This is a genomic window from Enterobacter cloacae complex sp. IR5384, assembly GCF_049237265.1.
In the GTDB taxonomy this organism is placed as follows: Bacteria; Pseudomonadota; Gammaproteobacteria; order Enterobacterales; family Enterobacteriaceae; genus Enterobacter; species Enterobacter cloacae.
This window is the reverse complement of the sequence record NZ_JBMKHJ010000025.1, coordinates 20155-42230: the sequence shown is the minus strand read 5'-3', so window position 1 is coordinate 42230 and position 22076 is coordinate 20155. Positions and strand designations below refer to the sequence as shown.

Annotated in this window: 24 protein-coding genes and 3 tRNA genes; 12 read left to right on the top strand and 15 right to left on the bottom strand. The window is 53.4% G+C overall.

Going from position 1 to position 22076, the window contains the following annotated elements; genetic code table 11:
• Positions 1-77: 77 nt before the first annotated feature.
• The 3 genes from araH to araF all read right to left on the bottom strand — a co-directional run bounded on the left by araH (position 78) and on the right by araF (position 3654).
• On the bottom strand, positions 78-1064 hold the full coding sequence (araH, locus tag ACOTX3_RS18280; protein WP_013096046.1) for an L-arabinose ABC transporter permease AraH: 987 nt from the start codon (positions 1062-1064) through the stop codon (positions 78-80).
• 14 nt (positions 1065-1078) lie between these two features.
• On the bottom strand, positions 1079-2593 hold the full coding sequence (gene araG, locus ACOTX3_RS18275; RefSeq protein ID WP_013096045.1) for an L-arabinose ABC transporter ATP-binding protein AraG: 1515 nt from the start codon (positions 2591-2593) through the stop codon (positions 1079-1081).
• 71 nt (positions 2594-2664) lie between these two features.
• Positions 2665-3654, bottom strand: a complete 990-nt coding sequence (gene araF, locus ACOTX3_RS18270) for an arabinose ABC transporter substrate-binding protein AraF (RefSeq protein ID WP_028027935.1) — start codon at positions 3652-3654, stop codon at positions 2665-2667.
• Positions 3655-4451: 797 nt separating this feature from the next.
• Between araF and ACOTX3_RS18265 the strand changes: the two genes are divergently transcribed.
• Together ACOTX3_RS18265 and ACOTX3_RS18260 are read left to right on the top strand one after the other, a co-directional pair.
• A complete protein-coding gene (locus ACOTX3_RS18265; protein WP_038419948.1) occupies positions 4452-4955 on the top strand; it encodes a non-heme ferritin-like protein in 504 nt (167 codons plus the stop codon).
• 154 nt (positions 4956-5109) lie between these two features.
• Positions 5110-6453, top strand: coding sequence for an anaerobic C4-dicarboxylate transporter (locus ACOTX3_RS18260; protein WP_013096042.1), 1344 nt, complete (start codon positions 5110-5112; stop codon positions 6451-6453).
• A 47-nt stretch (positions 6454-6500) separates the two neighbouring features.
• Here the strand turns inward: ACOTX3_RS18260 and ACOTX3_RS18255 are convergent, their stop codons facing one another.
• The 3 genes from ACOTX3_RS18255 to ACOTX3_RS18245 all read right to left on the bottom strand — a co-directional run bounded on the left by ACOTX3_RS18255 (position 6501) and on the right by ACOTX3_RS18245 (position 7704).
• Positions 6501-6752, bottom strand: a complete 252-nt coding sequence (locus ACOTX3_RS18255) for a DUF2766 family protein (RefSeq protein WP_020687624.1) — start codon at positions 6750-6752, stop codon at positions 6501-6503.
• Positions 6753-6860: 108 nt separating this feature from the next.
• Positions 6861-6944: a stress response protein AzuC gene (gene azuC, locus ACOTX3_RS18250; RefSeq protein ID WP_014832437.1), complete on the bottom strand. Its 84-nt coding sequence runs from the start codon at positions 6942-6944 to the stop codon at positions 6861-6863.
• A 121-nt stretch (positions 6945-7065) separates the two neighbouring features.
• On the bottom strand, positions 7066-7704 hold the full coding sequence (locus ACOTX3_RS18245) for an RpiB/LacA/LacB family sugar-phosphate isomerase (protein WP_058678987.1): 639 nt from the start codon (positions 7702-7704) through the stop codon (positions 7066-7068).
• Between the two features lie 254 nt (positions 7705-7958).
• Here ACOTX3_RS18245 and yecR point away from each other — a divergent pair, with 254 nt between their 5' ends.
• Positions 7959-8297, top strand: coding sequence for a YecR family lipoprotein (yecR, locus tag ACOTX3_RS18240; protein WP_013096039.1), 339 nt, complete (start codon positions 7959-7961; stop codon positions 8295-8297).
• A gap of 195 nt (positions 8298-8492) precedes the next feature.
• The gene (gene ftnA / locus ACOTX3_RS18235) at positions 8493-8990 is read left to right on the top strand and encodes a non-heme ferritin (RefSeq protein ID WP_013096038.1); all 498 of its coding nucleotides are present in this window, start codon (positions 8493-8495) and stop codon (positions 8988-8990) included.
• Between the two features lie 36 nt (positions 8991-9026).
• Here the strand turns inward: ftnA and ACOTX3_RS18230 are convergent, their stop codons facing one another.
• Positions 9027-9368, bottom strand: coding sequence for a hypothetical protein (locus ACOTX3_RS18230; RefSeq protein ID WP_058678986.1), 342 nt, complete (start codon positions 9366-9368; stop codon positions 9027-9029).
• 249 nt (positions 9369-9617) lie between these two features.
• On the opposite strand from ACOTX3_RS18230, the gene tyrP reads away from it, so the two are divergent.
• The gene (gene tyrP / locus ACOTX3_RS18225; protein ID WP_029882588.1) at positions 9618-10829 is read left to right on the top strand and encodes a tyrosine transporter TyrP; all 1212 of its coding nucleotides are present in this window, start codon (positions 9618-9620) and stop codon (positions 10827-10829) included.
• Between the two features lie 31 nt (positions 10830-10860).
• Here tyrP and ACOTX3_RS18220 read toward each other — a convergent pair whose 3' ends face one another.
• Positions 10861-11529, bottom strand: a complete 669-nt coding sequence (locus tag ACOTX3_RS18220; protein ID WP_029882587.1) for a YecA family protein — start codon at positions 11527-11529, stop codon at positions 10861-10863.
• Between the two features lie 422 nt (positions 11530-11951).
• Here ACOTX3_RS18220 and ACOTX3_RS18215 point away from each other — a divergent pair, with 422 nt between their 5' ends.
• From ACOTX3_RS18215 to ACOTX3_RS18195, 5 genes are all read left to right on the top strand, one after another.
• Positions 11952-13073, top strand: coding sequence for a branched-chain amino acid ABC transporter substrate-binding protein (locus tag ACOTX3_RS18215; protein WP_029882586.1), 1122 nt, complete (start codon positions 11952-11954; stop codon positions 13071-13073).
• Between the two features lie 99 nt (positions 13074-13172).
• Complete coding sequence (locus tag ACOTX3_RS18210) at positions 13173-14087, top strand: ABC transporter permease subunit (RefSeq protein ID WP_020687620.1); 915 nt, start codon at positions 13173-13175, stop codon at positions 14085-14087.
• Between the two features lie 11 nt (positions 14088-14098).
• Positions 14099-15373 carry a high-affinity branched-chain amino acid ABC transporter permease LivM gene (gene livM / locus ACOTX3_RS18205; protein WP_040019951.1) on the top strand — a complete coding sequence of 425 codons (1275 nt, stop codon included), beginning with the start codon at positions 14099-14101 and terminating at the stop codon, positions 15371-15373.
• Positions 15370-16245 carry an ABC transporter ATP-binding protein gene (locus ACOTX3_RS18200; RefSeq protein ID WP_029882584.1) on the top strand — a complete coding sequence of 292 codons (876 nt, stop codon included), beginning with the start codon at positions 15370-15372 and terminating at the stop codon, positions 16243-16245. The genes livM and ACOTX3_RS18200 overlap by 4 nt, the downstream gene beginning before the upstream one ends.
• On the top strand, positions 16242-16958 hold the full coding sequence (locus ACOTX3_RS18195) for an ABC transporter ATP-binding protein (RefSeq protein WP_013096030.1): 717 nt from the start codon (positions 16242-16244) through the stop codon (positions 16956-16958). Before ACOTX3_RS18200 ends, ACOTX3_RS18195 begins: the two co-directional genes overlap by 4 nt.
• 82 nt (positions 16959-17040) lie before the next feature.
• Here ACOTX3_RS18195 and ACOTX3_RS18190 read toward each other — a convergent pair.
• The 6 genes from ACOTX3_RS18190 to uvrY all read right to left on the bottom strand — a co-directional run bounded on the left by ACOTX3_RS18190 (position 17041) and on the right by uvrY (position 20578).
• Positions 17041-17127: transfer RNA gene (locus ACOTX3_RS18190), tRNA-Leu, on the bottom strand.
• A gap of 11 nt (positions 17128-17138) precedes the next feature.
• A tRNA-Cys gene (locus ACOTX3_RS18185) sits at positions 17139-17212 on the bottom strand.
• Between the two features lie 47 nt (positions 17213-17259).
• Positions 17260-17335: transfer RNA gene (locus tag ACOTX3_RS18180), tRNA-Gly, on the bottom strand.
• Positions 17336-17487: 152 nt separating this feature from the next.
• On the bottom strand, positions 17488-18036 hold the full coding sequence (gene pgsA, locus ACOTX3_RS18175; RefSeq protein WP_058679624.1) for a CDP-diacylglycerol--glycerol-3-phosphate 3-phosphatidyltransferase: 549 nt from the start codon (positions 18034-18036) through the stop codon (positions 17488-17490).
• Between the two features lie 56 nt (positions 18037-18092).
• Positions 18093-19925 carry an excinuclease ABC subunit UvrC gene (uvrC, locus tag ACOTX3_RS18170; RefSeq protein ID WP_058679625.1) on the bottom strand — a complete coding sequence of 611 codons (1833 nt, stop codon included), beginning with the start codon at positions 19923-19925 and terminating at the stop codon, positions 18093-18095.
• A complete protein-coding gene (uvrY, locus tag ACOTX3_RS18165; RefSeq protein ID WP_013096026.1) occupies positions 19922-20578 on the bottom strand; it encodes a UvrY/SirA/GacA family response regulator transcription factor in 657 nt (218 codons plus the stop codon). The genes uvrC and uvrY overlap by 4 nt, the downstream gene beginning before the upstream one ends.
• A 399-nt stretch (positions 20579-20977) precedes the next feature.
• On the opposite strand from uvrY, the gene ACOTX3_RS18160 reads away from it, so the two are divergent.
• Together ACOTX3_RS18160 and ACOTX3_RS18155 are read left to right on the top strand one after the other, a co-directional pair.
• Positions 20978-21058, top strand: coding sequence for a hypothetical protein (locus ACOTX3_RS18160; RefSeq protein ID WP_418250438.1), 81 nt, complete (start codon positions 20978-20980; stop codon positions 21056-21058).
• Positions 21045-21269 carry a DUF2594 family protein gene (locus ACOTX3_RS18155; protein ID WP_013096025.1) on the top strand — a complete coding sequence of 75 codons (225 nt, stop codon included), beginning with the start codon at positions 21045-21047 and terminating at the stop codon, positions 21267-21269. The genes ACOTX3_RS18160 and ACOTX3_RS18155 overlap by 14 nt, the downstream gene beginning before the upstream one ends.
• A gap of 66 nt (positions 21270-21335) precedes the next feature.
• Here ACOTX3_RS18155 and sdiA read toward each other — a convergent pair whose 3' ends face one another.
• The gene (gene sdiA, locus ACOTX3_RS18150; protein WP_023622078.1) at positions 21336-22058 is read right to left on the bottom strand and encodes a transcriptional regulator SdiA; all 723 of its coding nucleotides are present in this window, start codon (positions 22056-22058) and stop codon (positions 21336-21338) included.
• Positions 22059-22076: the final 18 nt, after the last annotated feature.

The following is a 22076-nucleotide window of genomic DNA, read 5'->3' as shown; positions in this document are numbered from 1 at the left end:
CCCGCCAGCGGAACTGGCGGGGCGGTTCAGGCGTCAACTAAGGTTATAAGTTGAGCAATTAAAAGGCAGAAAGAACGTTACACGGTACGCTTCGCTTTTTGCTTGTAACGGTCGAAAATCACGGCTGCGAGCAGGATCAGGCCACGAACCACATACTGGGAGAACGGCGAAATATTCAGCAGGTTCATGGCGTTCTCTACCGTCCCCAAAATGAGGATACCGGCCACCACATATGAGATTTTTCCGATGCCGCCCTTCAGCGAAACCCCGCCCAACACGCAGGCTGAAATGACGATCAGCTCGTATCCAATGGAGGTCATAGGCTGGCCGCTGGTCATGCGCGATGCCAGAATAATCCCCGCTGCCGCCGAGACCAGACCGGAGAGCACAAAGATAATGATCTTAGTGCGCACCACCGGTACACCCGCCAGCCGCGCCGCTTCCTCATTACCGCCGATCGCCAGGGTATTTCGGCCAAACGTGGTGCGGTTAAGCAGGAAACCGAACAGGATCAGACAGGCCACCGTCAGCCAGATTGGCGCAGGCAACCCCAGCCAGTTCGCATAGCCCAGGGTGAAGAAGCGCTCGTCTTCAATCCCCACCGCTTTACCGTCGGAGATGATATAGGCCAGACCGCGCACAATCTGCATGGTCGCAAGCGTGGTGATCAGGGCGTTAATCTTCAGGCGGGCAATCACAAACCCGTTAACCAGACCGCTGATAACGCCCAGCAGCAGACCCGCCAGCACGCCAATCCACAGGCTTTCGGTCATGTTGATCACCACCGCTGTGGTGACGCCAGCGCAGGCAATGACGGAGGCCACTGACAGGTCGAAATCGCCCGAGGCCAGACAGAACAGCATCCCGCAGGCCACCATGCCGGACATGGAAATGGCCAGCCCCAGCCCTTTCATATTAATGAAGGTGGCAAAGTTGGGCACAAAGATCGCGCAGGCGACAAAGAGTGCGGCAAAGACCACCAGCATGCCGTACTGATCCCAGATGCGGCCAAAACTGAAGGCCGATTTCGATTTCGGCGCTCCGGATGTAGTAACAGAGGACATCATTAACTCCTTACTCAGGCGACAGCCTGGCTAACTTTCGGCATGGCGAGACTCAACGCCTGTTGTTCATTCGCCTGTTCATGAAGCAATTCACCGGCGATTTCGCCCTCACGCATCACAACAATGCGGTCGGCCACGCCGAGTACCTCAGGCAGATCGCTGGAGGCGAACAACACCGCCACACCGCGTTTTGCCAGCTCATAGATCACGTTATAAATTTCGTGTTTCGCCCCCACATCGATGCCGCGCGTTGGCTCATCCAGCAAAATGACCTTCATATCCTCCGACAGCCAGCGGCCTAAAATCGCCTTCTGCTGGTTACCGCCGGAGAGATTCATGATCAGCTGTTCCGGGCCCGGGGTTTTGATGTTCAGCGAACGGATATGGTGGTCGGCGTTGCTCTCCTCCCAGCCGTCGTTGATCAGGCAACCGGCGCGAATAAACTTCCGCCGCGCGGAAATATTGATGTTGTCACGTACCGAGTGCACCGGAATAATGCCCTCCGCTTTGCGGTCTTCCGGGCAGAGCATCATCCCGGCCTGGATGGCATGTGCGGGCTTCTGGATATCGACCCGCTGCCCGTCAATGGATACCTGCCCTTCGGTGATGCGCGTACCGCCAAACAGGCCTTTCATTAACTCGCTACGCCCTGCGCCCACCAGACCAAACAGCCCGACAATCTCCCCGCTGCGCACCGAGAGCGAGATCGGCGTTCGCACACCCGGCGCTTTAACGTTTTCCAGCTTCAGGCGCTCAGGGCCGTATTCGCGTGGCTGCCAGTGATAGATATCTCCCAGCTCGCGTCCAACCATCGCCTGAACGAGCTGGTCATGATTGACCTGCTCCATATCGGTAAAGGTGCGCACGTAGCGGCCATCTTTAAAGACGGTGATGGCATCGCTTAAGGCAAAAATCTCTTCCATACGGTGCGAAACATACAAAATAATGCGGCCTTCTTTACGCAGCTCGCGGATCACCCGGAACAGGTTTTCGATTTCACGCGCGGAAAGCGAGCTTGTCGGTTCGTCGAAGGCAATGATCTTGGCGTTACGCGCCAGCGCCTTGGCAATTTCTACCATCTGCCACTGGCCGATGGAGAGATACTTCAGTGGTGTCTGGGGATCGACATCCAGACCCAGATGTTTCAGCTGCAGCCCCGCTTCGTAATTAAGTAGCGACCGGTTTACCACGCCGCTTTTGTGCGGGAGCTGGCCTAAATAGATGTTTTCCGCCACCGTCATCTCAGGGATCAAATGCAGTTCCTGATAGATGATGGCCACCCCGGCGTTGAGCGCAGCGGTGGTATCAGCAAACGCCACCTCTTCGCCGCGAATGGCCAGCGTGCCGGTGGTTGGCGTGTAGTTGCCGCTGAGGATTTTCAACAGCGTGGATTTTCCGGCGCCGTTTTCGCCCATCAGGGCGTGAACCTGACCGGCATAGCAGTCGAAGCTGATATCGGTCAGCGCGTTAACACCGGGAAAGGTTTTCCCGATACCGCGAAAAGAGAGATACGGATCAGACTGTCGCATAACGTCTCCGTGATTCCTGTAGTGTGTACGTCTGGCCCCTCGCGGTTCGCGAGGGGCACAATCACCGCGTATTACTTACCGCCCAGTCCTTTTTTCGCCAGCTCCTCTTTGAAGTTGTCGCGGGTGATCAGCACCACGTCGGTCACTTCAGTAAACTTCGGCGGTTCCACCCCTTTGGTAACCCAGTTGTAGAGCATTTCGCTGGATTTATAGCCGTGCACGTCCGGGCTTGGCAGCAGTGAGCCGTAGAAGCCCGTCGCTTGCGCTTTAGAGAGCTCACTCACCGCGTCAACGCCGTTGATGCCGATACCGATCACATCAGGCGCTTTGAAGCCCTGACCTTCCGTTGCGCGTACACCGCCCAGGACGGTGTTATCGTTCATGCCGACCACCAGCCAGTGCTTCACCTCTGGATGTTGAACCAGCATGGAGTTGGCGGCGTCGAAGGCCCCCGGAATGTCGTTGGATTTTGTCGGCACTTTATAGATCTGTTTTTCCGGGAAGCCGGCCGCTTTCAGCGCGTCCATTGACCCGGTGGTACGACGGCGGGCGGTATCGAGCTCGTCGGCGGTGATAGCCATCACGGCGGTATCTTTCACATCCCAGCCGCGTTTCTGCATCTCTTTATAGAGTTCCTGGCCCTGACGTTCGCCAATTTTGGTGGCCGCCATCATCACCAGCGGCACGCTGTCCATCGGTTTGCCCTTGGCGTTGACGAACTGATCGTCAACTGCAATAACCTTCATGTCGTAACCGCGCGCTTTGGCTGCAATTGCAGAGCCCAGTTTGGGATCCGGCGTACAGATAACGAACCCTTTCGCCCCGCTGGCCGCCAGGCTGTCGATAGCGTTCAGCGTTTTTTCACCGTCAGGCACGGCGATTTTAATGACTTCAAATCCTAAATCTTTCCCGGCCTTATCGGCGAATTTCCATTCGGTCTGGAACCAGGGTTCTTCCGGCTGTTTTACCAAAAAACCGAGTTTTAAATTCTCAGCGATAGCGGATTGTGACATAACGGCAGCCAGACCGATGGCCGCCAGCGCTTTAGTAAATTTGTGCATGGTAAACTCCAGCATTAGCGTTCTTTTCTGTAGGGAATATTTGCGTACTTCTTATTTAATCGGACTTAAAACAAGGCATTAGCGCTTACCTCGTCATAAGCGTTAGTGCTGGTGATAGTTTTAGCGGGAAATTGATCATCCATAAGAGAGCGCCATCACACCGCAGAATTACAGTAATTGCGTACATAAATTCAGCGAAAAATGACATAAAAACGGCAGTATTTGTCGGACAAATGGAACCGAGATAAGCAGAATTATCCATAAGATCAGCTAAGAAATCCCTGATACCCAAACCCCCGCGCTCCGGGCGCGATCGCGGTACGGCGTTACCATCATCGGGAACTGTGTAGGACTGGCGTTGCCGCAAAATATATTTTATGGCGTTATTCTGCGAAAATTGATTTAGCGCAATTTAGTCGGCGCACCATATATTTGAAATAGTTAATCCTGAATTAACTCTTTCTCAGAGTATTATTCCGACTCACTATTCCCAGTGGGTAAAAATCGATATTAAAATAGGTAAAACCAGCAATTTCAAGGTGTTAGATAAATCTTATTTTATAACAACATGTTGTTATTTTTGTACTATATTAAATTTTGTAATGTATGGTAAAACGCACCAATTAAGAGTTTTCTTAAACGCCGGGCGGGGGTATGCTTATTTATATCGAACACAGGAAGTGATTATTCGGTCGACTTTTGTCACTGCAGAAATGCTTTTCTGCCACTTACTCGTCTTAACCTGCCCGTCAGGTTTTGTTACGGACATCACACTAACAGTCTATAAGGTTATTGGTATGACTACCCAAACGATGATGCAAAAACTCAATGCGCAGATGAACCTTGAGTTCTATGCGTCGAATCTGCACCTCCATTTGAGCGAGTGGTGTTCTGAGAACCGTCTCAACGGTACCGCCACTTTTTTTCGTACCCAGGCACAAAGTAACGTCACCCATATGATGCGCGTCTTTAACTTTATGAAAGGCGCAGGGGCAAATCCTATCGTCAAAGCCCCGGATGCAATTAATGGGCACTACTCCTCGCTGGAGGAGTTATTCAGGAAAACACTTGAAGAGTATGAGCAACGCTGCGCCACGCTAAATAAACTGGCGGATGAAGCCAGAGCACAGCATGACAGCGCAACACTGCAGTTCCTGCGCGATATGGACAAAGAGCAGCAGCAGGACGGCATTTTGCTTAAAGCACTGGCGGATGAGCTCCGCAACGCGCAACAGTCCGGGTTATGCCCGGAACAGACCGACCGTCACCTGCTCGATCTGGTGACAGTGCAGCACCACTAAGCTTTTCGCCTGCTCCCGTTCGGGAGTGGGCCTCTTTTTCACAGCCAACCTCCTGCTTTTTAAAAGATTTAACAAATCAGATCTCGCTCTCAATGATTATCCCTACAACATGTAATGATTTATTTAATTACATAATTAATGACGAGGGAGCATTATGATCACCATTGAGTTTATTGTCATCCTCCTGTGCCTGCTGACAGGCACGCGTTTTGGCGGGATGGGACTGGGGCTGATAAGCGGTATCGGTCTGTTTATTTTGACGTTTATCTTTGGTCTGCAGCCCGGTAAACCGCCGGTTGATGTGATGCTGACCATCCTCGCTGTGATCGGGTGTGCGGCCACCCTGCAGACGGCAGGTGGGCTGAATGTGATGATGCAATTTGCCGAGCGCCTGCTGCGCAAGCATCCTCAGCACATCACCCTCCTCGCCCCCTTTACCACCTGGATGCTGACCTTTCTCTGCGGTACCGGCCATGTGGTGTACACCATGTTCCCGATTATTGCCGATATCGCCCTGAAAAAAGGGATCCGCCCGGAACGTCCGATGGCCGTGGCGTCGGTGGCATCGCAAATGGCGATCACCGCCTCCCCGGTCTCCGTTGCCGTGGTGTCGCTGATTTCCATTCTGGCCGCCCAGCACGGCATTGGACACGCGTGGGGGATCCTCGAAATTCTCGCCGTGTCGGTTCCCGCCTCGCTGTTCGGTGTGACCATTGCCGCCCTGTGGAGTTTACGCCGCGGGAAAGATTTAGCCGATGACATGGAATTCCAGGAAAAGCTGAAAGATCCAAAACAGCGCGAGTTTATCTACGGCGGAACCGAGACGTTGATGAACCAACGTTTTCCGAAACAGGCCTACTGGTCAACGTGGATTTTCTTCGCCGGGATCGCGGTGGTGGTGCTGCTCGGGGCATTGCCTGAACTGCGTCCGGCGTTTGAGGTGAAAGGCAAAATGACGGCGCTGTCGATGAACCTTGTCATTCAGATGATGATGCTCATTGCGGGTGCGGTGATGCTGGTCACCTGCAAGGTCAATGCGGCGACCATTTCTAACGGCGCGGTCTTTAAAGCCGGAATGGTGGCGATTTTCTCGGTGTTCGGCGTCGCGTGGATGAGCGATACCTTTTTCCAGGCGCATCTCGACGAGCTAAAACTGGCGCTGGAAGGGGTCGTGAAAAGCCATCCATGGACCTACGCCATCGTGCTTTTCCTGGTCTCTAAACTGGTGAACAGCCAGGCGGCAGCGCTGACGGCCGTGGCGCCGATGGGGTTAATGCTGGGTATCGATCCGAAAATGTTGATCGCTTTCTTCCCGGCGTCGTATGGCTATTTTGTTCTGCCCACCTACCCAAGCGATTTGGCCTGCATCGGGTTTGACCGTTCAGGGACAACTCGTATCGGCAAATTTATTATCAACCACAGCTTTATTCTACCTGGGATAATTGGCGTGAGCTGTGCGTGCGCGGCGAGTTATCTGCTGGTACAGACCTTCTTTTAAACGCTTTCGGGCGACAGGCACTGTCGCCCTTCTCACGTTGCGCGCTATCAGTGAGATTCACCCTGCGGCGTGAATCTCAGCTCAATCAGCGCGATGGCTTTCTGGATCGCCCGAAGCGTAACCGGGTCAGCCGCAGCGGGATGGCTGGAAAAATCGATGTTTTTCAGCTGGGTAGACATCTTCTCGCGCACTTCCACCGGCGCGATAACATCTAAGACATCAAGGATCTGTTTGATGACCAGCTGGCATGCGACAACATCAGATACCAGTTCCTGATCGGCGCTCAGGTTTTGAGACATGGGGGTTTCTCCTTATTCAAAGGCCGCCATAGTAACAAAACACGCCCCCTTTCATCTCCTTTCTGGTGGTTGCAGGCATAAAAAAACCTGCCGAAGCAGGTTTTTTTATCAGAACATCGCGCCAGGCGGCACGTCTTTGAAGGTGTTGCAGTAGTTAGCCCACATGCTTTTGAGGATTTTGCGCAGTTTCATTGTGATGCTCCATTAACTTGTTATACAACTTTATCGTCAATGTGCCTATAATATGACCACCATCACAAAAATCAATATTTTTGTGACTCACATCACATTTTTTCTGCATTCAGCCACGCGGTTAGCCGACAATCTCGCGCACGAAAGCCTCGATCTCTTTGTCCTGGCAGTTTTCAAAGAAGCACTGCTGGAAGCGCTGGCCGGAAACGGCGGTTTTTACCAGCTCAGGATCGATTGCCCGCAGCGTGTCCAGATAGTTCTCTTTGACCACAGCCGCTTTCACCTGATTCAGGATCCCCGCATTACGTACCTGAGGCTCTTTGCGCTCTGGCGGATAACCTTCTCCCTTGCGGCCGGTGAACGCTTTTTCGAAGATAAAGCGAACGTTCAGCTCTGCGCCCCAGCCAAAGCCTTTGGCAAACGGCAGGGCAAGCGCGTTACCGTTGTTAATCTGGGCGAAGAGAAACGCATCTGCTGGGTCGATACAGTAACCGCAGATCACGCCCGGGTGGATGTTCAGCGACATCAACGCCCCCTGGCCCGTTCCACACCCAGTCACCACAAAATCAACGGCCTTCGCATTGAGCAAAATGCTCGCCATGATCCCCAGATGGATATAGGTCAGATGATGGTCGTTCTCATTGCTCATGCCAACGTTATACACCGGGAACCCTTTTTCGTCGGCGACCGTTTTTAACTCTTTCAGAATCACTGGATTTTTTGCGGCCTGGCTGTTTTCCATCATCAGTGCGATTTTCATTGTCTCTCTCCTGAATGCGTTGCGGGCGAGCCCATCATGGATACCTTTTCATCTTCACCCTACTATCACACAAACGCACTTTCAAATTAAATGAAAGATTGTTTTAAAAAACCAAAGAGGACTCACATTTTTGTTGATGACAGGTCTGAGCCCGGCCCGTTGCAAAGAGAAAGGGCAGATTGTCCGGCTATTCAGGGCATTGCGGCGGACAGCGAGCGGTACGATAACGTATTTCCCTCCACTCAGAGCGAACCATGAAAAGAGTCTTCGTTGTCGGCACGGTCCTGCTGCTCGCGGGATGTAGCATCAACCGCCAGGCACAGGTGAGCAGTCTGGATGCGCCAAATGGCATAGTCCGCCTTGACTATGGTCAGGCCGCCCTGCAAAACGCCTGGTCTGATGAATATGTGAATAACGGCACCGCAACCAAAGCGTGCCAGGGCATGGGATATGCCACCGCCTCCTCCTATGGACAGCCCATTAAAACCTGCACCCTGATTAGCGGCTCACTGTGTCTGAACGAGAGCGTGACCATTCAGTACAAATGCATGGGTTATGCTGTTAAACCGGCCACCAGTAATCCGTGGTATTAATCTGCGCTGCCAGTTTTGGCTGGCAGCCCGTTAAAATAAATAATTCTCATTTATAAATATAAATATCGCCAATGCGTTTTATTCCCATTCGTATTTTTAAATGAACAAATATTTATTTTACGTTTTGCATATAATTAAATAACAAATTATAGTGTCGCTCATTGTGAACCAGAAATAATAAACCGGAGCGTCACCATGCTGAAAACTGAAATGATCGACAAGCTCAATGCACAAATGAATCTTGAGCTTTTTTCCTCCCTGCTCTACCAGCAGATGAGTGCCTGGTGCAGCTATCACAGCTTTGAAGGTGCCGCCGCGTTTCTGCGTCGTCACGCTCAGGAAGAGATGACCCACATGCAGCGTCTCTTTGATTATCTGACAGATACCGGCAGCCTGCCGCGCATTGATAACGTGGCATCACCGTTTGCGGAGTATGGCTCACTTGATGAACTCTTCCGCGCTACCTACGAGCACGAGCAGCTGATCACCCAGAAAATTAACGAGCTGGTGCATGCGGCAATGACCAGCCAGGATTATCCAACCTTTAATTTCCTGCAGTGGTATGTGGCCGAACAACACGAAGAAGAGAAACTGTTTAAATCGGTTCTGGATAAATTATCGCTGGCCGGTAAAACCGGTGAAGGTCTTTACTTTATTGATAAAGAACTCTCTACGCTTGATACCCAGAATTAATATCGATACGGCGCTGACTTTCAGCGCCGTATTTTTTTACATGCAACCTGCGCAACTGGTGCAGCGCCAGTCATGCGGATTTACGGCCTGGAAAAAGTACCGGTAGTTTGCCGCCTCAAGCGGGATCCCGGCGTCGAAGAATAAATCCGTCAGCCAGTCCACGTTTTCGATTATCCACTCATCCTCTTTTAACCCCTGTGCAAAGGTCTCATCCTCAGGATCGATAATCGAATAAATCGCCCATGTGCCCATATCCTTTTCACGTCGGGATTCCGGTAACACCAGCGCCGTATTCTGCCAGCTGATGATCCAGTGGCCGTGACATAGCAAATTGCCTCCCCGGCTCCAGGCCGCTGTGAATGGATTTTCCCCCGCCATCAGACCCTCATTTTATTTTATGTTTTGCAATTTTTGTTTAAATTACGCCTGATTTTCACGCGATCCTATTGTCCTTATGAAGTAGCCTTACACCTCCGAAGGATCAGAGAGTTACCTGAAGTGCCTCGCCCGGCCAGAATCGTAAAGTTATAGTTACACCCCTTGTAACGGTGATTTGACGAAATACGGCTTTTCACTTACTCTGCGCCGCAGATTTTGTCGCGATCGTGAAGCGTTGTAGAGGAAAGCGTGAAAAACAGAACCCTGGGAAGTATTTTTATCGTCGCCGGAACGACGATTGGCGCAGGAATGCTGGCGATGCCGCTGGCCGCCGCGGGCGTCGGATTTGGCATGACATTACTGCTACTGGGTACGCTCTGGGCATTAATGTGTTACACCGCGCTGTTGCTGCTTGAGGTTTATCAGCACGTCCCCGCCGATACCGGGCTGGGTTCGCTTGCGGCACGCTATCTGGGCCGTTACGGACAGTGGGTGACAGGCTTTAGCATGATGTTTCTGATGTACGCCCTGACCGCTGCATATATCAGCGGTGCCGGGGAATTGATCGCTTCCAGCGTCAACGACGGGTTCGGTGCTGACATTACGCCAGCGACGGGGGCCATCTTCTTTACGCTCATCGGCGGCGGCGTAGTCTGTGTGGGCACCTCGCTGGTCGATCTGTTTAACCGTTTTTTATTCAGCGCCAAAATTCTTTTTCTGATTGTGATGCTGGTTCTGCTGGCACCGCATGTTCATAAGGTCAACCTGCTGACGCTGCCGCTGGAAAAAGGCCTGGCGCTTTCCGCGATCCCGGTCATTTTTACCTCATTTGGCTTCCACGGCAGTGTGCCAAGCATTGTCAGCTACATGAACGGTGATATTCGCAAGCTTCGCCGCGTGTTTGTTATCGGTAGCGCCATCCCGCTGATTGCCTACATTTTCTGGCAGCTGGTGACGCTGGGCAGTATCGACTCTTCCACCTTTATTGGCTTGATGGCGGAACACGCCGGTCTGAACGGTTTCTTGCTGGCGCTGCGTGAAGTGGTAACTTCTCCACACGTTGAGCTGGCGGTGCATCTGTTTGCCGATCTGGCGCTGGCCACCTCCTTCCTGGGCGTGGCGCTCGGTCTGTTTGATTATCTGGCAGATCTGTTCCAGCGTCGCAATTCCGTCACCGGCCGCTTACAGACAGGGGCGATCACCTTCCTGCCTCCGCTGGCCTTTGCCCTCTTCTACCCGCGCGGGTTTGTCATGGCGCTGGGGTATGCGGGGGTGGCTCTATCCATCCTTGCCCTGCTGCTCCCTTCTCTGCTGGCGTGGAAGAGCCGCCAACAGCATGCCCGGCAAGGGTACCGGGTGGCAGGTGGAAAGCCGCTGCTGTGCATTGTGTTTGCCTGCGGGGTCGTCATTATTCTGGTGCAATTTTTGATTGCGGCGGGAATGCTGCCGGAAGTGGGGTAAAAAAAAGGGGCTATCAACAGCCCCTTTTTTATCAGTGTAAGCAACAGCTCTTAAACTTCTTCCCGCTGCCGCACGGACACGGATCGTTACGCCCGACCTTTGTGCCGTTAACAATCGGTTTCTTCGCTTCCGGTTGCTGTGGGTTAGCAGACCAGTAGTCGTACAAACGCAGCGCCGCTGGCTGGATACGCTCAATGCTGGCGATGTACTCCTCTTCGCTCAACGCGTCCAGCTTCTCGCTGTTCTCTTCTGCGCCGTGAAGCGCGATGACATCCAGATCCGCTTTCAGCTCTTCTGGCAGTGCAGACCAGTCGGTCAACGACACGCCGCGCATATAGCCATAACACCACTCTTCCACCACGGTGTAGCTCTGGCCGTCCACGTCGTTATAACCAAACATCGGCTCAAACTGATCCGGGTATTCGCTCAGGCGCTCAGCAATGTCGTTCATATGCTTAAAGCAGAGATCGATAAAACGGTTCATTTCTCGATCGTTTTTCCAGCGCGGGATATATTTCTCGCCGCCCCATACCGCCACCAGCCAGGTGTCTGGCTCGACAACCACGGGGCCGGAAAGCACTGCCGTAAGCATGCCGTCCAGTTCGGACACGTCAATCACGGACGCATCGTCATGACCGTAAGACATTAACGTCTCTTCCAGCCACGCCATTTCGCTTTCATTTAATGGGCCTTCAGTCATTGCTGACACTCCTGATCAAAAAGGAAAGGATCCTAGCACATATCGTACGCCTTTCCCGGCGGAAGTTACGGGAATTATTGCTGCAAAAACGTGCAAATCGTGACCCTTGCACAACTTATGGGCTTTATTGTTAACGAGATGTGATCTCCGCTGTAATTTCAGTGCGTCCCGCAAGGCTGCGTACAACGGCGCTCTATACTCAACATGTCGCAACGCCGTCAACAGGTTAACCATTCTGGCAACGATTTTGCTTAATCTTCAGCACGCGACACTGCGCATGGAAACCTCGCCGTATTAAGCAGGATGCTGACCGTATCTTGTTCGTAAAATCATTTTTCTCGCTCGTGTTTTTGATTGGCTGCGCCGTCGGGCGTTCGGGTTTACACCGTGGTGCAAAAACCTCATTGCTAAGGAACACAATAATGTCGCTGAAATTAATCAGAACTCCTCTTTCTCTTGTGTTGGCCGGTTGTCTGGTGACGGCATTTTCCGCCCGGGCAGATATTGTCATTGGCGTGGCCGGGCCATTTACAGGCCCCAATGCCACCTACGGCGATCAGTACTGGCATGGCGCAACACAGGCAGCAGAGGACATTAACGCCGCAGGCGGGATCAACGGTGAAAAAATTAAGCTGGTTCAGGGAGATGATGCCTGCGAGCCCAAGCAGGCCGTTGCCGTCGCCAACCGTTTAGTCGACCAGGATAAGGTCAACGCGGTGGTCGGTCATTTCTGCTCTTCGTCCACCATGCCCGCCTCTGAGGTGTACAGCGACGCGGGGATCATCGCCATCACGCCTGGCTCCACCAACCCGCAGATTACCGAGCGCGGCATGAGCGATATGTTCCGCATGTGCGGCCGCGATGACCAGCAGGGTCAGGTCGCCAGCGATTTCATTATCGACAAGCTGAAAGCCAAACGGGTGGTGATCATTCACGACAAAGACACCTACGGTCAGGGGCTGGCGGACGCCACCAAAGCCGCACTGGCAAAACGCGGCGTGCAGGACGTGATGTACGAAGGGTTATCCCGCGGTGAAAAAGACTTTAACGCCCTGGTCACCAAAATTGGGGCGCAAAAACCGGACGTCGTCTTCTTCGGGGGCTGTCACCCTGAAGCCGGCCCGCTGGTTCGCCAGATGCGTGAACAGGGCGTGCAGGCAAAATTCTTCTCCGGCGACTGTATTGTCAACGAAGAGATGGTGACCGCGGCGGGAGGCCCCCAATATACCAACGGCATCTATATGACCTTCGGTAAAGATCCGCGCCTGATCCCGGACGGTAAAGCGGTTATTGAGAAATTCCGCGCCGGTAAATTCGAACCGGAAGGATACACCCTCTACTCCTATGCCTCCGTGCAGGCTATCGCCGCGGCATTCAAGGCGACGGGCGGCAAGGACTCAGCCAAAGCCAGCGAATGGCTGAAGGCTAATTCCGTCGATACGGTGATGGGCAAAAAAGCCTGGGACAGCAAAGGCGATCTGAAAGTCTCTGACTACGTGGTGTATCAGTGGGACGACAAAGGAAAGTATAAGGAAGTGCCGTAACGGGACGGAGTCACGCTCAACGTCGGCAGGGCCGCCTGCCGACGCAAACAACACATCAGGCTGCGCGGTTTGTGCGGCCGTTATAAAGAGCGCGCTAAGATGAGTACATTCTTCCTGCAACAGTTAATTAATGGCTTAACGCTGGGCTCCGTCTACGGACTCATCGCCATCGGTTATACGATGGTGTACGGCATCATCGGGATGATTAACTTCGCCCACGGCGAAGTGTATATGATCTCTGCCTATCTCTGCGCGATTGGCCTGGCGCTGCTCTCCTTCTTCGGCCTGCAGTCGTTCCCTCTACTGATCCTCGGCACGCTGGTATTCACCATCGTGGTCACCGGAGTGTATGGCTGGACCATCGAGCGCATTGCCTATAAACCGCTACGCAACTCCACCCGTCTGGCGCCGCTGATCTCCGCCATCGGCATGTCGCTTATCCTGCAAAATTACGCGCAACTGAGCCAGGGGCCGCGTCAGCAAGGGGTTCCCACCATGCTGGACGGCGTGATTCGTCTGCATCTGGGAGAGGGGTTCGTGCAGATTACCTATACCAAAGTATTCATTCTGGTCGCCTCCTTCGCCGGGATGCTATTGCTCACCTGGATTATCAGCCATACCCGGCTGGGACGCATGTGTCGCGCGGTACAACAGGATCGAAAAATGGCCTCCATTCTGGGGATAAATACCGACAGGATTATTTCTCTGGTATTTGTCATTGGCGCGGCAATGGCCGGTCTGGCCGGGGTGCTCATTACCATGAATTACGGCACCTTTGATTTCTACGTCGGGTTTGTGATTGGTATCAAAGCCTTTACCGCCGCGGTGCTCGGGGGGATCGGCTCTTTGCCCGGCGCGATGCTCGGCGGGCTGATTCTGGGGGTGGCCGAGGCTCAGTTTTCCGGCATGGTGAACTCGGACTACAAAGATGTGTTCTCGTTTGGGCTGCTGGTCATGATCCTGATTTTCCGCCCTCAGGGGCTGCTCGGCCGCCCTGTCGTGGCCAAAGTGTGAAGGAGAAAACAATGACATCACACGGTTTCTCCCTCAAGCGCTGCCTGCTGGACGCGATGTTTTCCGGGCTGATCGCATTGATTATTTTTGGCCCGATTGCAGGTGTGGTGCTGGACGGATATAGCTTTAACTTTGCCGGACAGCGCCTGGCCTGGATGGTCGGCACAGTGATGGTTGGGCGTTTTCTGCTGAGCGCTTTTTTAAGTACCGCTGCCGGGGCCCGTTTTCAGGCGCGGTTCGAAGCCGACAGCGCGGGGGTATATGTTCGCCCACCGGAATACAAAAGCCGTCTGCGCTGGGTTATTCCTCTGGCGATCGCCCTTGCGATCTGCTTCCCGTTTGTCGCCACCAAATACCTGCTGACGGTGGCTATCCTCGGGCTGATTTACGTCCTGCTCGGCCTCGGCCTGAATATCGTCGTGGGTCTGGCCGGACTGCTGGATCTGGGGTATGTCGCCTTCTACGCCATCGGCGCTTACGGGCTGGCGTTGGGGTATCAATATCTGGGACTCGGATTCTGGAGCATGCTGCCGCTGGCGGCAATTATGGCTGCGGCTGCCGGTGCCCTGCTCGGCTTCCCGGTGCTGCGCATGCACGGCGACTACCTGGCGATTGTGACGCTCGGGTTCGGGGAAATTATCCGTCTGGTGCTGAACAACTGGCTAACTTTCACCGGCGGGCCTAATGGCGTGTCAGCGCCGCCGCCTACGTTTTTCGGACTGGAGTTTGGTCGACGCGCCAAAGAAGGTGGCGTGCCATTTCATGAATTTTTCCATCTGACGTACAACCCGAATATGAAGTTTATCTTTATTTACGCGGTGCTGTTTCTGGTGGTGCTGCTGGTGCTTTATGTCAAGCATCGCCTGACGCGAATGCCAATTGGCCGGGCATGGGAAGCCCTGCGGGAAGATGAAATCGCCTGCCGCTCCATGGGCCTCAACCATGTGCTGGTTAAGCTTTCGGCCTTTACGCTGGGCGCGTCAACGGCCGGGATTGCGGGCGTGTTCTTTGCCACCTATCAGGGTTTTGTGAATCCAACCTCATTCACCTTTTTTGAATCTGCGCTGATCCTCGCCATCGTGGTACTGGGCGGCATGGGCTCCACGCTCGGAGTCGTGCTGGCAGCCTTTGTGCTCACCGTGACACCCGAGTTGTTGCGCAGCTTTGCTGAGTATCGCGTCCTGCTGTTTGGCATGCTGATGGTGGTGATGATGATCTGGCGTCCGCGCGGGTTGATCCGCATTAACCGCAGCGGGTTTGCCGTGCGTAAGGGCGTGGCGCCATGAACGGAACGATTTTAAGCGTAGAGCACCTGATGATGCATTTTGGCGGGATCAAGGCGCTTAATGACGTCAATCTCGACGTGCAGCGCGGTTCAATTACCGCCCTTATCGGCCCAAACGGCGCTGGCAAAACCACCGTCTTTAACTGCCTGACCGGCTTCTATAAAGCGTCCGGCGGGAACATTCTGTTTAATGCACGCAACAGAACGACCAACGTCATTCAGGTACTCGGGCAAAAATTCCAGCCGGACGACTGGATTCACCCTGCACAGTTGGGGCAGCGCCTTTTCTATAAGATGTTTGGCGGGACGCATCTGGTTAACCGCGCCGGGCTGGCACGCACCTTCCAGAACATTCGTCTGTTCCGCGAGATGTCGGTCGTGGAAAACCTGCTGGTCGCACAGCATATGCGCGTTAACCGTAATTTGCTCGCCGGGATCCTCAATACCCCCGCTTACCGACGGGCAGAGAGCGACGCCCTGGACAGGGCCTTCTACTGGCTTGAGGTGGTGGATCTTGTGGAGTGTGCCAATCGCCTGGCGGGCGAGATGTCCTACGGCCAGCAGCGGCGTCTGGAAATCGCGCGCGCCATGTGCACCGGACCAGAGATGATCTGTCTGGATGAACCCGCCGCCGGGCTCAACCCGGTTGAAACGCACAAGCTGAGCAACATCATCCGTTTTCTGCGCGACCACCACGGCATTACGGTACTGTTGATTGAACACGATATGGGAATGGTGATGGAGATTTCGGACGACATCATTGTGCTCGACCATGGAGACGTCATCGCCAGGGGAAAACCCGAGCAGATCCAGCATGATGAAAAAGTGATCGCCGCGTATCTGGGCACCGATGAAAGCGAGGTCAATCTATGAGCGAACCGATGCTGGCCTTTCGCGAGGTGGACGTGTTTTACGGCGTGATCCAGGCGCTGAAACAGGTAACACTTGAAGTAAACAAAGGGGAAACCGTGGCGCTGATAGGCGCTAACGGCGCGGGTAAATCGACATTACTGATGTCTATCTTCGGCCAGCCGCGTATTCGCAGCGGGCAGATCGTGTTTTGCGGAGAGGACATTAGCCATAAATCGACCCACTATGTCGCCTCCGAAGGCATTGCCCAGGCGCCGGAAGGACGACGCATTTTTCCCGATATGACCGTGGAGGAGAACCTGCTGATGGGGACCATCCCCATTGGCAGCCAGTTTGCAACGGAAGATATGCACACCATGTTTGACCTCTTCCCTCGCCTCAAAGAGCGGCGTAAACAGCGCGCGATGACCATGTCCGGCGGGGAACAGCAGATGCTGGCTATCGCCCGGGCGCTGATGAGCCGCCCTAAACTCCTGTTACTGGATGAACCCAGCCTCGGCCTGGCCCCGATTGTGGTGAAACAGATCTTCCAGACGCTGCGCGAACTGGCCCGCAACGGGATGACCATTTTTCTGGTGGAGCAGAATGCGCACCACGCGCTGAAGCTTTCTGACCGCGGCTACGTGATGGTTAACGGGCAGATCCGCCTGAGCGGCAGCGGTGAGGAGTTACTGGGGAATCAGGAGGTGAGGAAGGCGTATTTGGGCGGGGTGTGATGTCGGATTTGCAGACACAAAAAAACCACCTTTCGGTGGTTTCACGACACTGCTTATTGCTTTGATTATTCTTTGTTTCCCATGGTAGCCGGAGTGGGACTTGAACCCACACAGCGCGAACGCCGAGGGATTTTAAATCCCTTGTGTCTACCGATTCCACCATCCGGCCAGGGAAGAAAGTGGAGGCGCGTTCCGGAGTCGAACCGGACTAGACGGATTTGCAATCCGCTACATAACCGCTTTGCTAACGCGCCGTAAAACTTTTTTAAACTGACACCCGCTATTGCGCATGTCTTTAATCTGGAGCGGGAAACGAGACTCGAACTCGCGACCCCGACCTTGGCAAGGTCGTGCTCTACCAACTGAGCTATTCCCGCATGTCATCAAGTTAACTGCTAACCACTTGATTTCATTATCGTCCGGCTAACTGTGCCGCCGTTCGATGCGTTGCATTCTACTGATATGACGTGATGAGTCAACGTTATTTTTTGCATCCCCGGATCGTTTGCTGAAAATTACGGCGAAACGATCACTGTTCAAGCAAATCTCCGCGCGCCGCGTTCAAATATTGCAGCATTGACCACAGGGTCAGCACCGCGGCAACCCACAGCAGGCAGATTCCCGCCCACTCTACCCAGGCGTTCGGACGCCACAGCATCCAGACCAGCGCCGCCATTTGCGCGGTGGTTTTCACTTTACCGATCCAGGATACCGCCACGCTGCTGCGTTTACCCAGTTCAGCCATCCATTCACGCAGTGCAGAGATGATGATCTCGCGTCCAATCATGGTGGCGGCTGGCAGTGTCACCCACCAGGTGTGGTAATGTTCAGCCACCAGCACCATGGCAATAGCCACCATCACTTTATCGGCCACCGGATCGAGGAAAGCACCAAAACGGGTGCTTTGGTTCCAGCGGCGCGCCAGATAACCATCAAACCAGTCGGTGACCGCGGCAACCAGGAAAATCAGCGCACAGGCAAAAGGGGCCCAGACAAACGGCAGATAAAACGCGAGTACAAAGAACGGTATAAGCACGACGCGAAAGAGAGTGAGCAACGTAGGGATGTTATATTGCATAATGACGGTAACTATTTGTTGTCAGTAAAATTTAGCTCTATGTTGCTACAGAGCCCTCAATGTTTCAACGAGTAGTAGATCTTTTCTGCCAGCCCTTGCGAAATACCCGGCACTTTTGCAATTTCCTCCATGCTGGCGTTGAGTAATCCTTGCAATCCGCCCATATACTTCAGCAGCATCTGGCGACGTTTTGGCCCAACGCCTTCAATGGTCTCCAGCGTGCTGGTGTTTTTCACCTTCGCCCGTTTTTTACGGTGACCGCTAATGGCGTGATCGTGCGACTCATCGCGAATATGCTGAATAACATGCAGCGCCGGGGAATCCGGCGGCAGGCTAAAGCCCTCACCTTCCGGCTCGAAGAATAGCGTCTCCAGCCCGGCTTTACGATCGGCCCCTTTTGCCACCCCCAACAGCAGGGGATGGTTTTTATCCCAGCTGACATCCAGGGATTCAAAGACCGCCTTCGCCTGCCCGAGCTGCCCTTTTCCGCCGTCAATCAGGATCACATCCGGGATCTTGCTCTCTTCAATAGCTTTACCATAGCGACGACGCAGCACCTGATTCATTGCCGCATAGTCATCCCCCGGGGTGATGCCGGTGATGTTGTAGCGACGATACTCAGCACGCAGCGGACCGTTCGCATCGAACACCACGCAGGAAGCAACGGTCTGCTCCCCCATGGTATGGCTGATGTCGAAACACTCCATGCGTTTCACTTCCGGCAATTTCAGAAGCGTCGCCAGAGCCGTTAAACGCTGGCTCACCGTCGACTGCTGGGAAAGTTTGGTGCTGAGCGCTGTCGCGGCATTGGTACGCGCCAGCTTCAGATAACGCGCACGGTCGCCGCGCGGTTTGGTCTGGACATTCACCCGGCGTCCCGCCAGCTCGGATAAGGAATCGGCCAGCAGGGTTTTATCCGCAAGGTTAAAATCAAGCAGGATCTCCGACGGCAGCGTACGCATCTGGCTCCCCTGCAGATAAAACTGGCCGACAAAAGTTTCAACCACTTCACCCAGCTCCGTACCGCCTGGTACTTTAGGGAAATAGCTGCGGCTGCCGAGCACTTTGCCCTGACGAATAAACAGCACATGCACACAGGCCAGACCGGCATCAAAGGCAACGCCGATCACGTCGAGATCGTCACCGGTGTTCGAAACAAACTGTTTCTCCGTCACCCGGCGCACCGCCTGAATCTGGTCACGTATGCGCGCGGCCTCTTCAAACTCCAGCGCGGCGCTGGCTTTCTCCATACGGGCAATCAGTTGGGTCAGGACCTGATCGTCTTTACCGGCTAAAAACAGGCGCACGTACTCAACCTGCTGCGCGTACTCTTCTTCACTCACCAGCCCGGCGACGCAGGGCCCCAGACAGCGGCCAATCTGGTACTGCAGGCACGGACGCGAGCGGTTACGGTAGACACTGTTTTCGCACTGACGAACAGGAAAGATTTTTTGCAGCAGCGCCAGCGTCTCACGCACGGCATAGCCGTTAGGAAACGGCCCAAAGTATTCACCCTTCGCATGTTTCGCACCACGGTGCATCGCGAGCCGGGGATGGGTATCGCCGCTCAGAAAAATAAACGGGTAGGATTTATCATCCCGCAGCAGAACGTTATAGCGCGGCTGATAGAGCTTAATATAGTTGTGCTCAAGCAGGAGTGCTTCTGTCTCCGTATGGGTGACGGTGACATCAATATTCTGGATAAGCGCGACCAGCGCTTCAGTCTTACGGGAGGCAAGGTTGCTGCGAAAATAGCTGGAGAGGCGTTTCTTGAGATCTTTCGCCTTCCCCACGTAGATAACCGTACCGCCAGCGTCATACATGCGATAAACGCCAGGCTGGCTGGTCACGGTTTTCAGAAATGCTTTTGAATCAAATGCATCACTCACTGACTTAATAACGTCTCCGCATTACACAGACCATGACGGATGGCAAGATGAGTCAGTTCAACATCACCGTGGATGTTCAGTTTACTGAACATCCGATAACGATAGCTGTTCACCGTTTTCGGGCTGAGATTCAGTTGCTCCGAGATCTCATTCACCTTCTGGCCTTTGGTGATCATCAGCATAATCTGCAATTCACGCTCAGACAAACTGGCAAACGGAGATTCGGTTTTCTCCGGCTCAATCTGGCTCAGCGCCATTTGTTGCGCAATGTCGGAAGCAATGTAACGCTGGCCGGCAAAGACGGAACGAATCGCGTTCACCACTTCCTGCGGCGCGGCGCCTTTACTGAGGTAACCTGCCGCCCCTGCTTGCATCACCTTCGCAGGAAGCGGGTTTTCGGTATGTACGGTCAGCATGATGACTTTTGTGTCAACAAAGGTACGCGCGATTTTGCGTGTTGCTTCAAGCCCACCGATACCGGGCATGTTCATATCCATCAGCACCACATCGGCTGAATTGGTGCGGCACCATTTAACGGCATCTTCGCCACAGCACGCCTCACCGGCAACTTTAATACCTTTTATATCTTCAAGAATGCGTCGTATCCCTGCGCGCACCAGTTCGTGGTCATCAACAAGAAGGACGTTGATCAAAGGGAATGTCTCCAGAATAGGGATAACGCTACTGAGTGATAATTGGCTTTATATTAACGTTTTTCCTCACAAGATTAAAACGTTAAAAAACCGGCTATTCGATTTCGCTCGCGTTTTTGGAAATTAGCCTGTACAGATGCTGGAAAGAAAGCCCGCGCGGTGAGCGCTTGTACGGCTTTTTTTAAGCATCTGTATTCAAAAAGTTACAAAAATTCCTACCCCGTCACGGTCAAAAAAACAGTTCTCAAATTTTTGTAACAATAATTAACGGCAAGCGAACCGGCCATAAACAATTAATAATCTTCGACCCTGTACAGTTTACTGGCACGCGGTGTTTATGCAAATAAACACCCTGCGGAAAAGTATGAAAAACAACCGCTGCATTTTTTGGAACAGCTTGTGGTATACTCCGCCGCCTTGACTTGCATCATCGCGCGCGAGCGCTGTTTTATAACGAGGAAAATAAATGAGCACACCTGAATTTGCAACTGCGGAGAATAGCCAGGAACTGGCCCAGGAAGTCAACTGCCTGAAAGCCCTGCTGACGCTGATGTTACAGGCAATGGGTCAGGCTGACGCCGGACGTGTGATCATTAAAATGGAAAAGCAAATCGCGCAGATGGAAAACCAGGCTGAGTCAGCGGTATTTGCCAATACCGTTAAGCAAATTAAACAAGCCTACCGTCAGTAAAAAAAAACGGCTGAATGTGTTGCATTCAGCCGTTATCTCGTCTGGCACGCAGAACGTTCTCTCTGCTCAGATTAACCCTGTCGCCGCCGCGTAACACGCAATCTGCGTCTTGTTTGGCGCGTTGAATTTCTTCTGCATATTCTTCTGATGGAAGTTAACGGTATTCTCCGAGATAGAGAGAATGATCGCTATTTCCGCTGATGTCTTCCCTTCCGCAGTCCATTTCAGAATTTCCCGCTCACGTTTGCTGAATTTCATTTCGGGTGGCATCACCATCTCATCTTCAAAACGCAGCAGGCTGGTTAACGCCATTTGCAGCAGCATCTGCAACCGCAGCTCTAATTCTTCGCTGGTGATCGCGCCCGCCTGAACGCTGGTACACGAAACGGACAGGAAACCGAGCGCGTGATTTGGCAGCATCAGGCACTGTGTTATTCCCTTACGCAAGCCATGGTCGCGTGCGCCATTCCATAATGCCTCAGCATCCGCGAATAATTCATCCGTCCAGGGTAAATGGCCCTGAATGAAATTCTCCGGTTTGAGCACCGGATCAATGGCGAAATAATTCTCTGACTGATATTGCGCCATCCACCGTTGTGGATACGTGGCGTGTACAGATATCCTGGGGCGCGTAAATGGCACAGGATGGCGTACACAGAGTGCGTAATAATCAAATTCGAGCGCCTGAGTTTGTCGCTGTAGTTCCTGATATACCTCACTGGCACTGGTCAGTGCCTGAAACCGGAGGAAGCAATCCCGTCGCCAGGTGAAAAAGTCTGAATCCTTCATACTTACTAAATGAAGCCT

Excerpts from the sequence above, each read along its gene's own strand:
- ACOTX3_RS18255 (WP_020687624.1), bottom strand. The coding sequence starts at position 6,752 with ATGTCTCAAAACCTGAGCGCCGATCAGGAACTGGTATCTGATGTTGTC.
- ftnA (WP_013096038.1), top strand. The coding sequence starts at position 8,493 with ATGCTGAAAACTGAAATGATCGACAAGCTCAATGCACAAATGAATCTT.
- ACOTX3_RS18200 (WP_029882584.1), top strand. The coding sequence starts at position 15,370 with ATGAACGGAACGATTTTAAGCGTAGAGCACCTGATGATGCATTTTGGC.
- araH (WP_013096046.1), bottom strand. The coding sequence starts at position 1,064 with ATGTCCTCTGTTACTACATCCGGAGCGCCGAAATCGAAATCGGCCTTC.
- ACOTX3_RS18265 (WP_038419948.1), top strand. The coding sequence starts at position 4,452 with ATGACTACCCAAACGATGATGCAAAAACTCAATGCGCAGATGAACCTT.
- pgsA (WP_058679624.1), bottom strand. The coding sequence starts at position 18,036 with ATGCAATATAACATCCCTACGTTGCTCACTCTCTTTCGCGTCGTGCTT.
- sdiA (WP_023622078.1), bottom strand. The coding sequence starts at position 22,058 with ATGAAGGATTCAGACTTTTTCACCTGGCGACGGGATTGCTTCCTCCGG.
- ACOTX3_RS18245 (WP_058678987.1), bottom strand. The coding sequence starts at position 7,704 with ATGAAAATCGCACTGATGATGGAAAACAGCCAGGCCGCAAAAAATCCA.
- ACOTX3_RS18230 (WP_058678986.1), bottom strand. The coding sequence starts at position 9,368 with ATGGCGGGGGAAAATCCATTCACAGCGGCCTGGAGCCGGGGAGGCAAT.
- ACOTX3_RS18155 (WP_013096025.1), top strand. The coding sequence starts at position 21,045 with ATGAGCACACCTGAATTTGCAACTGCGGAGAATAGCCAGGAACTGGCC.
- ACOTX3_RS18220 (WP_029882587.1), bottom strand. The coding sequence starts at position 11,529 with ATGACTGAAGGCCCATTAAATGAAAGCGAAATGGCGTGGCTGGAAGAG.
- azuC (WP_014832437.1), bottom strand. The coding sequence starts at position 6,944 with ATGAAACTGCGCAAAATCCTCAAAAGCATGTGGGCTAACTACTGCAAC.
- livM (WP_040019951.1), top strand. The coding sequence starts at position 14,099 with ATGACATCACACGGTTTCTCCCTCAAGCGCTGCCTGCTGGACGCGATG.
- araF (WP_028027935.1), bottom strand. The coding sequence starts at position 3,654 with ATGCACAAATTTACTAAAGCGCTGGCGGCCATCGGTCTGGCTGCCGTT.
- yecR (WP_013096039.1), top strand. The coding sequence starts at position 7,959 with ATGAAAAGAGTCTTCGTTGTCGGCACGGTCCTGCTGCTCGCGGGATGT.
- araG (WP_013096045.1), bottom strand. The coding sequence starts at position 2,593 with ATGCGACAGTCTGATCCGTATCTCTCTTTTCGCGGTATCGGGAAAACC.
- ACOTX3_RS18260 (WP_013096042.1), top strand. The coding sequence starts at position 5,110 with ATGATCACCATTGAGTTTATTGTCATCCTCCTGTGCCTGCTGACAGGC.
- ACOTX3_RS18195 (WP_013096030.1), top strand. The coding sequence starts at position 16,242 with ATGAGCGAACCGATGCTGGCCTTTCGCGAGGTGGACGTGTTTTACGGC.
- ACOTX3_RS18215 (WP_029882586.1), top strand. The coding sequence starts at position 11,952 with ATGTCGCTGAAATTAATCAGAACTCCTCTTTCTCTTGTGTTGGCCGGT.
- ACOTX3_RS18210 (WP_020687620.1), top strand. The coding sequence starts at position 13,173 with ATGAGTACATTCTTCCTGCAACAGTTAATTAATGGCTTAACGCTGGGC.